At 37.4% G+C, this 13,490-nt stretch carries 10 protein-coding genes; 8 read left to right on the top strand and 2 right to left on the bottom strand.

The window, feature by feature from the left end; genetic code table 11:
• The 6 genes from AC559H_RS05955 to AC559H_RS05930 form a co-directional block, all read left to right on the top strand.
• A partial coding sequence (locus AC559H_RS05955; protein WP_040957839.1) for a hypothetical protein occupies positions 1-518 on the top strand: 518 nt, incomplete at its 5' end.
• Positions 473-1,060 carry a DUF4912 domain-containing protein gene (locus AC559H_RS05950; RefSeq protein WP_081693666.1) on the top strand — a complete coding sequence of 196 codons (588 nt, stop codon included), beginning with the start codon at positions 473-475 and terminating at the stop codon, positions 1,058-1,060. The genes AC559H_RS05955 and AC559H_RS05950, both read left to right, overlap by 46 nt.
• 176 nt (positions 1,061-1,236) lie before the next feature.
• Positions 1,237-1,494, top strand: a complete 258-nt coding sequence (locus tag AC559H_RS05945) for a hypothetical protein (protein WP_043937028.1) — start codon at positions 1,237-1,239, stop codon at positions 1,492-1,494.
• A gap of 22 nt (positions 1,495-1,516) precedes the next feature.
• A complete protein-coding gene (locus AC559H_RS05940; RefSeq protein WP_051319623.1) occupies positions 1,517-3,124 on the top strand; it encodes a WGR domain-containing protein in 1,608 nt (535 codons plus the stop codon).
• A 112-nt stretch (positions 3,125-3,236) separates the two neighbouring features.
• Entirely contained in the window at positions 3,237-4,274 is a 1,038-nt protein-coding gene (locus AC559H_RS05935) for a BMP family protein (RefSeq protein WP_043937029.1), read from the top strand.
• A 47-nt stretch (positions 4,275-4,321) separates the two neighbouring features.
• On the top strand, positions 4,322-7,147 hold the full coding sequence (locus tag AC559H_RS05930; protein WP_081694790.1) for a PAS domain S-box protein: 2,826 nt from the start codon (positions 4,322-4,324) through the stop codon (positions 7,145-7,147).
• A gap of 60 nt (positions 7,148-7,207) precedes the next feature.
• Here AC559H_RS05930 and uvrC read toward each other — a convergent pair whose 3' ends face one another.
• Both uvrC and AC559H_RS05920 read right to left on the bottom strand, forming a co-directional pair.
• Positions 7,208-9,067, bottom strand: coding sequence for an excinuclease ABC subunit UvrC (gene uvrC, locus AC559H_RS05925; protein ID WP_026794006.1), 1,860 nt, complete (start codon positions 9,065-9,067; stop codon positions 7,208-7,210).
• Between the two features lie 58 nt (positions 9,068-9,125).
• Complete coding sequence (locus tag AC559H_RS05920; RefSeq protein WP_026794005.1) at positions 9,126-10,349, bottom strand: RNA-guided endonuclease InsQ/TnpB family protein; 1,224 nt, start codon at positions 10,347-10,349, stop codon at positions 9,126-9,128.
• A 251-nt stretch (positions 10,350-10,600) separates the two neighbouring features.
• On the opposite strand from AC559H_RS05920, the gene AC559H_RS05915 reads away from it, so the two are divergent.
• Complete coding sequence (locus tag AC559H_RS05915) at positions 10,601-11,251, top strand: Uma2 family endonuclease (protein ID WP_027249283.1); 651 nt, start codon at positions 10,601-10,603, stop codon at positions 11,249-11,251.
• A gap of 617 nt (positions 11,252-11,868) precedes the next feature.
• Entirely contained in the window at positions 11,869-13,416 is a 1,548-nt protein-coding gene (locus AC559H_RS05910) for a sensor histidine kinase (protein ID WP_081694789.1), read from the top strand.
• Positions 13,417-13,490 lie beyond the last annotated feature (74 nt).

Below are 13,490 nucleotides of genomic sequence, written 5' to 3'. Positions count from 1 at the left end.
TTGAAATTCAGAATAAATCTGTTATTTTGGAATCTGATATTATAGAAATAGAATCAACAGTTGCTACGGTTGATGCTCAATTAACGGAACCGGAAATACCAGTTTTAGAAATAGTAGAATCTGAGCTTGAAATTCAGAATAAATCTGTTATTTTGGAATCGGATATTATAGAAATAGAACCAACAGTTGCTACGGTTAATGATCAATTAACGGAACCGGAAATACCAGTTTCAGAAATAGTAGAATCTGAGCCTGAGATTCAGAATAAATCTGTTATTTTGGAATCGGATATTATAGAAATAGAATCAACACTTGCTAAAGTTGATTATCAATTAACGGAACCGGAAATACCAGTTTTAGAAATAGTAGAATCTGAGCCTGAAATTCAGAATAAATATGTTATTTTGGAATCAGATATTATAGAAATACAATCAACAGTTGCTAAGGTTGATCATCAGTTAATAGCAGTAGAATCTGCCCCCCCAACCCCCCGTCTACGGGGGGATATGAAGAAATAGAATTAGGAGTATCTCATCAAGATGTTCGTTCAGAAACAGGCGTAGCGGCTACTAAATTTAATGTAGGAAAGGAAATAAAATTTGAGCCATCCCTGGCGGATGTAGACCAGGAACTTCCACCATTACCCAATGGATATGGTCAAAGTCAGATTTTCCTGTTACCCCGTGACCCAAATTGGGCCTATGCGTATTGGGATATTCCCAACGAACATAAGGAACATCTACGTCACCAAGGAGGAAAACACCTTCTCCTGCGGGTTTATGATGTGACTGCAATTGATCTTGATACCCAGCCGCCATTGTCGGTGCAGGAATATGAGTGTGATGAGATGGCTAGAGAATGGCATATTTCTATTCCCATGAGTGATCGGGATTATATCGCAGAATTGGGTTATTTAACCGTAGATGGACGTTGGTTAATCTTAGTCAGATCAAATCATATTCATATCCCTCCTGTTTATCCCACAGACTGGGAAAATTACCAATTTATTAATATTCCTTGGGATGAAGACTTGAGAGGAAAAACCTTTTTCAGACTCTAACAAATTCTACAAGATTAATTTTAGAGATTAAACAGGCTGTTAGTGAAAACTGACAGCCTATCTAATTTATACTAAATCTTCAATCATCACATCAAATGTTCGTGTTAATTTTTTTTGCATCTTTTATAATTGATATCAAAAGTTTAAACCCATCCAAATTTAAAGGACAATTTAACATGATCTCACCACAATTATTAGAAATAGAAAAATCAATCAATAATTTATCCTTAGTTGAAAAACTATGGTTGTTAGAAAATATTGCTCGAAAAATACGAGAAGGAGATTCCGAGATTAATCAAAAAGAATCTATTCAAGAAATTACCCTGGAGGATAAACTAAATCAGATGAAAGAATTTTTAGCTACTCCTTGGGAGGGAAAAGAGGAGTTTTTAGAAATTATGACCGAAGTTGATATGGAGTTGAGTTATATTTGACTATAAAAATACCCAAGTGTCTATGCCTAAGAATCCCCCACCTCAATTATCCTCTGAACCAGAAAAATATCTTCACCTAAAACTAACGGGTTCCATCTGGCTGCAAAATAAGAAATACCCTTATTTATTTGAACCCAATGGCACTTGCGAGATATTAAACCACCATCGTTCGGGTGATTACACGATCTCACCGGATGGTCGCTCTGTCTTACTGACTTGGACAAACCCGGCTTTCACTGAAGAATTATTTGTCCTAGCGGATGGGAGTTTTTTCTTGGGTGGGAGTGTGTTGATTCCCAGTAATAAATCACGGAATCATGACTTTCCTTGCTATCCCTTACCTCAGCCCGATCTAAATAACTATCAGTTTGAGATCGATACGGGTAAAATGCCTAATTATGGAAATATCACCCTAGATGGTCGGCAGGTAAGGTTCATTCATACTGGTTATGGTGGAAATCTGTTATCTGACGAAGTGCGTGAGTTTGATTCCGAAGAAGCAGCCGAAGAATACTACCATTCCACCATTCGCGGTGAAGATCCTTACTATACACCAGGTCATATCAATGAACCCATTTACCTAGAATTTTCCGATGACAAGTCCCACAAATTCTGTGAAGTCACGGTGAGTGGATTAACGGTCACGTTCCGCTATGGGCGTATTGGTACGACGGGACAAACCGACAACAGCACCTATGGCAGTCCCAGAAAAGCCCTAACTGCTGCCTATAAGAAAATCAATGAAAAGTTGAAAAAAGGCTATGTGCTATTGCCTAAAGGGAAGCCAAGCCCATCCCAATCTTCTGAAGTACCTTTACCTACCCAAATAGTAAATGATTCTCCTAACTCTAATCTCAATATTACCCAATTTGTTCGTCCCGCCTGGAAGCCGATTGTGATTGAAGGGGATGGCGATCGCCTAGCTTCCAAGTTTTCCGGTCGTCCCTGGCTGGGAATAGATGAAACCTGGCCCCCTTGCCCCTGTTGCGCCGAGCCCCTGCAACTGTTTTTGCAACTGAATTTGAGTCAATTGCCAGAACCTGTCCGTGAGGAGTTTGGTACAGGTCTATTGCAAATGTTCCACTGTATGTCTGATAAATGTGGGTTCGAGGTAGAAGAAGGAACAATTTATTATGGTAGAGTTCCATTCCTAATTAAAAACGTTAGAATTCGTGTAGTACAACCAGTGGGTATGGGCTCAACTCCACCACTACCGCAAATTGATGGAGAAGATTATGGAACTTATTTACCAGCCAAGACCATCACCGAATGGCTAGAAATTGAAGACTATCCCGACCCTGATGATTTGGTGGCGCTGGTAAGCGGCTGGGAGCGGTTGCAGGAAAATGACTTGTGGGACGGGGTGATGGAGCGTTTGGGTCTGGATGATTTGGATAACTACGATGAGCTATACCCGACGGATGAGAGCGATAAGCTGGGGGGCTACCCGCGCTGGGTTCAGGGTATGGAGTGTCCAGGCTGTCCCGTTTGTCAGGCTCCAATGCGGCAAGTGTTTCAACTAGCTTCGGAGCAAAACCTTAACTATGCGTTTGGTGATCTGGGAATTGCCCATATTCTGCAATGCAAAACCCATAAAGATCAGTTTGCGTTTGTTTGGGCTTGTGGCTAGGGAAGATAGCAGAAGGAAGCATCTACTAAGTTGATCAGATGTCATACCTACTCTATGATATTGACTCTCTAAATCGAGGTGTTATTTATTGCCTTTAACATTCAGGAATTGTATGCTCCAAACCCCAAAATTATTGACCAATATCCTACTGGGAATCATCACTTTAGTGATTATTGTCAGTTGTAGTCAGTTGAATCAAGAACAATTGACAACCTCCGATTCCCAGAGTCAATTTAAAGTAGCTAGTATATTACCGGGTTCCATAAAAAAAGATGATAGTTGGAGTCAAGCCAGTTATGAAGGATTAAAATTAATTGAAAAACAATATAATGCTGAAATTAATTATACTGAAAACGTGCCAGATACTGACGTTGAAGCCTCAATTCGTCGCTATGCCCAACAGGGATATAATTTAATTATCGGTCATAGTGGTGGTTATATTGAGGCAATGGAAAAGGTGGCTCAAGAGTTTCCAGACATCAAATTTGCCTTAGTTACAAGCTATTCTGGAAATAATAAAAATTTAGGAGCGGTTGCTTTTCGTTCCGGGGAAGTAGGTTATCTAGCCGGAGCATTAGCCGCAATCAAAACCAAAACTAATAAAGTCGGTTACATGGTGGGATATGATTACTCAGTTTATCAAGAAGAAGCAGAATTATTTAGGCGGGGTGCAACCGCAACCAAGCCCGATATTGAAGTCTATACTAAATTTTTACAGACTTGGACAGATGCAGAAAAAGGTAATAAAGTTGCCCTAGATTGGTTGGAAAAAGGAGTAGATATTATGGCAATTAACGCAAACGAAGCTGGAATTTCAGCTTTAAAATTAGCCAGTGAAAAACCAGAGGTTTATGGGATTGGTTGGACGAAAGATCAATATAACTTAGTCCCGGGCAAAATTTTAACCAGTGTTCTACAGAATATTCCTGAATTAGTCTTAAAAATTGCCACTTTAGTTCAACAAGGACGCTGGGAAGGCAAACAATATAAATATGGTTTGCGGGAACAAATTTATGATTTTGCCCCCTTTAGAGGCACGTTAACAGCCGAAGAGGAAGCCAAATTTAATCAGATCAAACAACAAGTTATAACCGGAAAAATTGATATTACCCCTTCTGGGTCAACAACAGATTACAATAAATCAAAATAAATCAAAATAGATCAGTATAGATTTAGTTCACTATCATTAGAAAAATCATGAGCCAAGCGGAGAAACATCATTTTTTATCTATGCTTGGGGGTTCTTTTTCCTTTACAACCCCCCGTTTTTTTTCCCTAGCCAAACAACTTCGTAGTAGTTTACTCATTGTTGGATTGATTAGTGTTTTAAGCAGTGGGGGATTATTAATCTATCTGAGTTATCAATCTCAGATGAAGCAATTACAATCTCTACAAAGAGAGCGATCGCAAGTTATAGCCTATCAAATTAATAACTATTTAGATGATCTTCAACGAAAATTAAATTTTTTAGCCCGGGTTAAAGGCTTAACTGATTTACCCCCAGATATTCAAAAAAACTTGCTAGAAGGATTAGTTCGTCATAATGATGCTTATCATTTAGTTGCTATCTTAAATTCTGAAGGAAATGTGATAACATCTATACTCACTGATGATCAAATTTTAAAGAAAAACTATGCTGATTATCCATTATTTATTCGACCGTTTAAACAACAAGAAGATTATGTAGGCACAATTGAATTTGATCCTTCTGATCAAAAATATAAAATGGTGATGTCCGTTGCCATTCGAGATAAATTTGATCGAATTGATGGGGTTTTATTTGCTGAAATTGACTTAAGTTTTCTCGGTTTTATTCTGTCTCAAACTCAAGTGGGTAAAACCGGATATGTTTATCTTGTGGATGAGCAAAATCAAGTCTTTACCACATCTAAAAATAGATCTAACATCTTTGATATTCAGAATTTACAAAATCCTAACATTATCAATTTAATTAATAATCATAATAATTTAGATAAAAATAAATTAAAAATAAATCGTTATCTAGGATTGAAAAATATAGAGGTTTTGGGAGCGACATCCCTAATTCCTGGTATGAATTGGTTTTTAGTCGTTGAACTTCCGATTAAAGAAGCCTATGCTCCTATTTATAAAATGATTTTTGTTATGGGAGTAGTAGTTATTTTAATTACAGGTTTTGCCATTGGTATCGGCATATTTCATGGTCGGCAAATTATTTTACCACTCAAACAATTAACCGACGCAGTGATCAAAATTAGTCAAGGAGATTTGAAAACGAAAGTTGATGTGCAGTGTTCTAATGAATTAGGCATATTAGCCACAGCTTTTAATCAAATGACCACTCAAATTGATGAGTTATTTGCAGCCATTGAAAAAGAAAGAAGTTTTATTTCAGCTATTTTAGATATCGCTGGAGCTTTAGTGATTTTAATGGATGGAAAAGGTCGAATTGTCCGATTTAATCGCGCCTTTGAACAAACCACTCAATATAGCTTTGATGAAATTAGAAATCGCTATGTTTGGGATATATTTTTAAGCCCAGAAGAAGCCTCTAAAGTAAAATCGAATTTTGCCTTTTTACTGATTGATCAATTTCCTAAATATTACGAATCTCGTTGGAATACCAAAAATGGAGAGCAACGAATTATTAGTTGGTCGGACACTGTTCTCCTGAATGAAGCTAAAGAAATTGACTATATTGTTAGTGTGGGTGTGGATGTCACCGAACAGCGTAATACAGAAAAAGTATTGTGGAAGACTGAAAAACTTTACACAACATTAGCCGAAGTTTCTCCGGTAGGAATTTTTCATACTGATACTGAGGGTAACTGTCTTTATGTGAATCAAAGATGGTGTGAAATTGCGGGCTTAACTCCAGAAGAAGCAAGGGGAAAAGGTTGGTCGCGGGCGATTTATTCCGAAGATAGAATTCAAGTCTTTCAAAACTGGGAAAACTGTGCCAAAAATCAAGTTCAATTTAATTCTGAATATCGCCTACAACGTCCTGACGGTAAAATTACTTGGGTTTATGGTCAAGCTGCTGCGGAGATAAATTCTGATGGAGAAATTATTGGTTATGTCGGTACAATTACGGATATAACTGATGGGAAACAGGCGGAAAAAGCTTTACGAAAAGCTAAAGAAGAAGCCGAAATTGCCTTAGTTAATTTTCGCAAAGCCCAAACCCAATTAATTCAAGCCGAAAAAATGTCTAGTTTGGGTCAATTGGTGGCCGGGGTTGCCCATGAAATTAATAATCCAGTTAACTTTATTTATGGTAACTTAGTTCACGCTCAAGAATATACGGAAAGCCTGTTAAGTTTAATCAACATCTATCAAACTCATTATCCCGACCCCCCGGCTGAAATTATTGATTTTGCGGAGGAGATAGAACTTGATTTTTTAATTGAAGATTTTCCCAATATTATTAATTCTATGAAAATGGGATCAAACCGAATTAGAGAAATTGTACTTTCCCTTCGCAATTTTTCACGGTTAGATGAAGCCGATATGAAAGCGGTTGATATTCATGAAGGAATTGATAATACGTTATTAATTTTACAAAGTCGTTTAAAAGAGAGTGTTCAACATCGAGGGGTTGAAGTGATTAAAAAATATGGGACTATTCCCTTGGTAGAATGTTATGTAGGCCAATTAAATCAAGTGTTTATGAATTTAATTTCCAATGCTATTGATGCTTTACAAGATTCCGGTAATAATTACCCTATTATTAATCAACAAAATCCCGATCAAATTACGATTGAAACTGCATTAATTGATCAAAATAAAATCATGATTAAAATAGCAGATAATGGTATAGGAATGTCAGAAAACATTAAATCTAACTTGTTTGATCCCTTTTTTACCACCAAACCCGTCGGCAAAGGAACCGGGTTAGGGTTATCAATTAGTTATCAAATTATTGTCGAAAAACACAAAGGTTCAATTCAATGTAATTCCGAACTAGGTCAGGGAACAGAGTTTATTATTGAAATTCCCTCCCATCAAAAAGTAGTAAGCCCTTCAGGGCTTTCTGAGTCCTGAAGGACTCACTACCAGTAGTAAGCCCTTCAGGGCTTTCTGAGTCCTAAAGGACTCACTACTTTAATGGAAATAATTATAGATTTCTTGGGCTAATTTCGGCCCAATTTCTGACACTTCTGCTAACTGTTCTGGGGTAGCTATTCTAATATATTCCAGGGAACGAAAATGAGCTAATAATAATTTTTGTCGATGATGTCCTAACCCGGGAATATCATCTAAATGCGATCGCTTCATGCGTTGAGTCCTTTGATTTCGATGAAAACTAACTGCAAACCGATGGGCTTCATCTCGTAATCTTCTTAATAGTTGAACCCCCGGTTGTTCGGAGTCGGTTTCTAAGGGTAAACTTTCTCCAGGTAAAAAGATTTCCTCCCGTTGTTTGGCTAAACTAACTACGCGAATTTCCTCTAATAAATTCAGTTCTTCTAAGACAGTAACTACCGCCGAAAGTTGACCCTTTCCCCCATCAATCATAATTAAATCCGGTTTATCTGTTGAAGTAGCATAGTCTCGAAAACGGCGCCCAATCACTTCTGCTAAACTGGCAAAATCATCGGAATGTCCGGCGTGAACGGTGGGGTTTTTAATCTTATAATGACGATAGTATTGTTGGGCGGGTAAACCTTGAATAAATACTACCCGGGAGGCGACTGCATCTGACCCTTGAATATGGGAAATATCATAACCTTCAATCCGATGGGGAAGATCGGGTAAATCGAGAATTGCTGCTAAATTTTCTAAGGCTAAAGTATTACGATCGCTTAACTTTTGTACCCGTTCTAATTCATATTCCGCATTCTTTTCTACCATCTCAATTAACTCCGCTTTACCTTGACGTTGGGGGGTTAAAATCGTGACTTTTTTTCCCTTGCGATCGCTCAACCAATCTGTTAAAATAGATTCATCTGGTAACTGATATTGAACTAATATTTCATTAGGAATTTCCACCGGATCAACAGATTGATAATGTTCTTCTAAAACCCTCTGTAAAATTAACCCCATTTCCGTTGATTTTAACTCCGGGGGAACTTGGGCGGTAAACCCTAAGCGTCCGACTAATTTTCCGGCGCGAATTTGAAATAACTGCACACAGGACTGTTGAGAATTAGCCGCCAGTGCGATCGCATCACGGGACACACGATCATCGGGTAAAGAAACTTTTTGATCTGCATTTAAAGACTGTAACCCTTGAATTTGATCTCGAATTATCGCCGCCGTTTCAAAGTTTAAGGCTTCCGAGGCTTGTTCCATTTGTTCCGCTAAATGATCAACCAATTCCCCCGATCTTCCCTGAAAAATCATCGCCACTTTTTGCACAATTTTTCTATATTCTTCAGGAGAAATTAATAGTTGACAAACCCCCGGACAGCGACCAATATCATAATTTAAACAAGGACGATCTTTAAATAACGGTTTAGGACGTTGACGCAGGGGAAAAATTCGTTTAATTAAATGCAAGGTATTTCTTAATACCCTGGTATCCACATAGGGGCCATAATAACGATCTTTAATATTACCTAAACGGCGTTTACGGGTAATAAAAATTCGCGGATAATCCTCCGACCAAGTAATACATAAATAGGGATATTTTTTATCATCCTTGAGCAGAACATTAAAATGGGGTTGATGTTGTTTAACTAAATTGGCTTCTAAAGCTAAGGCTTCTGCTTCCGTATCGGTGACAATAAATTCTATCTCGGTAACTTGTTGTACCATTAAATAAATGCGTGGGGTGTGATGATGCTGTTCTCGAAAATAGGAACGTACCCGCGATCGCAATTTTTTAGACTTACCAATATAAAGAATATTATCCTGACCATCTCGCATTAAATACACCCCCGGAACCGGAGGAATATCTCGTAACTGTTTTTCTAACCGTTCAGGATCTTTAATTAGAGGAGAAGTTGTAACAGATGGCATAATTAGATTTAGACTTGAATTTGACATCCGCCCCGCCGTGAACGGTCGGGGATTCCATCTATTTTAGCAGGTCAAAAATTGATAGCTGCTGAAATTCTGGTGGGTTGACGCTTCGCCGAGATGTGCTTTCTTTAGAAAGTCTGACCTTCTCTCCACGTCCGTTTAGAGTCTCCGAAAGCCCTCCGGCGACTAAAATATTTACTGCGGCGTTAATATCTCGATCATGAGAAATGCCACAGTTTAAACAAATCCATTCTCTAATATTTAGCTCTTTTTTGCCACCTTTAAAACCACAGCAAGAGCAAGTTTGAGAAGTTGGAGTCCATCTATTAATCACTCGAAAATCACGCCCGTACATGACCGACTTAGACTCTAGCATAGTTCTGAAATACTGCCAACCCAAGTCACTAATAGCACGGGATAATTTACGATTCTTAATCATTCCCGACACATTCAAATCTTCTAAGACTATTGTTTGATTTTCACGAATAATCTTAGTTGACAATTTATGTAAAAAATCGTTTCGGGTATCAGAAATTTTAGCGTGAAGTTGAGCTAATTTCTTTCTAGCAACTTCCCTTCTTTTACTACCCTTCTGTTTTCTTGACAAATTTTGCTGTAATCTCCTTAAACGCTTTAATTGTTTCTTTAAAGGTTTAGGAGATTTAACTTTTTCACCGTTACTTAATGTAGCAAAATCGGTTATCCCTAAGTCAATTCCAACACTTCTTCCATTCTTTGCTAATTGTTGAGGATTAAACTCAACTACAAAGCTAACAAAGTATCGATCAGCACTATCTTTAATTAAGGTAACACTGGAAGGCGTTGCGGGTAATTCTCTACTCCAAATCACTTTGATATCACCTATTTTAGCTAGGTGAATGTAATCAGAATTAGGATAGAGTTTAAAACCGTTATCCATAAATCTAGCTGATTGCTTGGATTTACGTTTCTTGAATTTAGGAGGTTTAACTTTCTTGCCTTTTCTTTGCCCTTTACAGGATTTAAAAAAGTTTGAATAAGCCTGCTCTAAATCTCTCAAAGACTGCTGCAAGGGAACAGATGAAACTTCTGTTAACCATTCTTTTTCCTCGGTTTTCTTGAGTTCTGTAAGTCTTTTAGAAAGTTCATTACTAGAAGGTTTTTTGTTTCCGTTTTGATACTCTTGTTGGCAATATGCCAAGGCATCGTTAAAAACCACACGACAGCAACCAAACAATTGAGATATTAACCTCTTTTGTTGGTCAGTTGGGTAGATTCTGTACCGATACCTGGCTTTCATTGTTTTTGTTGCTCACGATCACTTCTTTAGTATACTCTAAAATAGAATAAAAAGCCTAAGTAGAACTTAGGGGTTTTAAACCCATTTTTCTGATAAAAAAATGAATTGCTATAATTCTATTATAACAATACTTTTGTTGCAATTATTCAAGCCGATCAATATTGATCAAGAATTAGCTAAATTATCGGGAGGTAAAGATTGGTTTGATCTGTTATAATTATAAAAACGCTAAATTTAAGGTTTAGGTGTTAATGATGATTCAAGCTCCTCCTTTAATCACAATACCGACGGATACTTGGGTAAAAGCGACCTGGGAAGAATTTTTAGCCTTAGCCGAGAATCCTCAATATGCTGAGGGTAAGTTTTATTATGATCAAGAATACATGAGGATAGAAATGGCCCCACTAGGTTCAGCACACGGACACGATAACACAATTCTATCAACGGTAATCTTAGTTTATGCGGCTATTAAAAATATTCGGATTAAAGGATTTACTAACACATCATTCCGAAAAACAGGAGCCAGAGAAAGTCAGCCAGATATCGGGTTTTATATTGGGGATAACTTCCCATTTCCTCCTCGCAATAATTCCCCAATTAATTTAGATGAATTTACCTCCCCCAACTTAATTGTTGAAATAGCTGCATCCTCTTTTGTAGATGATATTGGTCGAAAAAGATTACTCTATGAAAACTTAGGAATCCAAGAATATTGGGTTGTTAATGTTGAAGATAATACAATTTTAGCCTTTGCTGTTGAAAACCAAGGGAGTCGATTAATCGAAGAATCCCAAGTTTTACCCGGATTAAAAATAGCTTTAGTGACTGAAGCATTGCAACGTTCCCAAAGCGAAGATGATGGAAGTATTACACGCTGGTTAATGGGGACTATTAATTCTTAATTCAAGATAACTTAATCTCACCACGAATCAATTTAATCTCTCTATTACTAGCTATCATGGCAAGGGTGTGCTACTGTTGGCACTAAGAATCTTGACCCCGATGCCCAATAATATTATCGCACTACGCATTACAGTTAGGAGTTCTAAGTCCTGAAACTCACTCACTGCTTACTGTTCCGGTATTCCTGTGTGTGTAGCACTATAGAATAATTTAACAATGTTTAAATTATTCTATACAAGTCTGGGAATTTGTATTTTTGTGTTAGGATTTTTGCAAGTAGTTTAAAGAATTTTAATCTTTTTTGTAATTTAGATTACTAAAACTGAGGCACTCATCAAGTTAAAGTATGATAATAACTTGCGGTAAAAGCTAAAAACTGGCTCTGTTTCCGTAAAAACTATGCTAAAGAGGGTGTTAATCAGTATTAGTCAATGATTTGAGGGTTCGGGGAGCAGAAACTGCATTTATGATAATCCGCTTAAACAATTTTGGTTTATGGTTTAGTTGGTTATCGGTCTAACTTCAACATTAGTCTTGATTCCATCGCTCAACAAACTTTTTAGGAGTTTTCCTAAAAGTCTGAGTGATATATACAGCATAAAGGAGAAATCCAGATATGAGTAAGTGCCCTTTTCACAAAGACTTCTTGAATTACACTCCCATATTTGATTCGGTATGGGAAGATTTGAACCAAAATGCTATTTTGGACAGAATACTAGCTGATTATGAACGCTTAATCGCAGAACGGAATTATTTAGAGAAAGGACTAGGAAAAGCCCATCAAGAAATTTATCAACTGAAAACAGCACTGGCGAGTTCTAGCTTAGTTTTCCTCAATTTAGACAATGAAAATCTTAATCCCATTCAAGAACAATATGATCAAATAACCAAGGTTTTAGAACAAGCAGAAGCTAAAACCAGCAGTTTTATTCAAGCAATTCCTGACTTAATGTTCTGTATTAGTAACGAAGGAGTGGTCGTCGATTATTATCCCGATAAGCAAAATCTTCATCCCATAAAAATCGAGGATGTAATCGGCAGAAAAATTGAAGATGTGTTTCCCAAGGATTTAGGGGATTGGACAAGATATTATTTGGAAAAAACCCTAGAAACGGGTCAAATTCAATTTGGTGAATATGTAGTTAGAGGTGATGCAGAATGGCATCATTATGAAGCCCGTTACGTCAAAAATGGCAGCAATGAAGTTTTAGCAATTGTGCGGGATATTACCCAACGCAAACAGGTCGAAGCTAATTTAAGAGTTTCAGAAATTCAAGAGCGGGAAAGGGCATTACAACTGGAAAAAACCCTGCAAGATTTACGACAAACCCAAGATCAATTAATCCAGGCCGAAAAAATGTCCGGTTTGGGGCAAATGATGACAGAAATTGCCCATGAAATTAAAAACCCAATTAGTTCCATTCACGGAAATTTGACCTATGTTAATCAGGATATTCAGACCTTGATGGAACTGGTCAGCCTCTATCAGAACTATTACCAAGAAACCCCTTCAGAAATTCGAGATTTTATTCAAGCATCGGAGGTTAATACCATTGTTAATGAATTACCACAGAGTTTAGAATTTATGCGATTAGGTGCAAATCGTTTATATGATTTAGCCCTATCTTTACGGAATTTTTCCCGCTTAGATCAACAGGAAATGGTATTGGCGGATATTCATGGGGGTTTAGATGGAACCCTAAAAATTCTCCATAATCAACTGAAATGCAAGGGAAATCATGCAGAAATTCAAGTGATTAAAGACTATGGACAAATCCCCTTAGTCAAATGCTATCCCAACCAACTGAATCAGGTATTTATGAACATTCTGTCTAATGCAATTGATGCCTTAGAACAACAACCTATTCCTCGACAAATTACCATTAAAACCGAAACCTGCAAAATGCACTCCGGGTCAATTATAGAAGATGCGATTTGCATATCTATTTCCGATAATGGCCCTGGAATTCCTAAGTCGGTGCAAGACCAAGTTTTTAATGCGTTTTTCACCACTAAACCCATGGGCAAAGGTACGGGTTTAGGTCTATCCATTTCTCAGCAAATTGTGGTTGAAAAACATAATGGTCGGCTAAAATGTAATTCTGAAGACGGAAAAGGGACAACCTTTGAGATTCTCCTATCCGTGCAACCCTGTGTTTCTTAGTTTTGTCGATAACTGATTGAATTTTTATCGAAAGTGTGAAAAGGAGAGGTGCATACCGATACAATTGGGGCAAG

It is taken from the genome of Planktothrix prolifica NIVA-CYA 540 (assembly GCF_963864145.1).
Lineage (GTDB): Bacteria > Cyanobacteriota > Cyanobacteriia > Cyanobacteriales > Microcoleaceae > Planktothrix > Planktothrix agardhii.
This window is presented reverse-complemented; position numbering and strand designations above follow the sequence as displayed.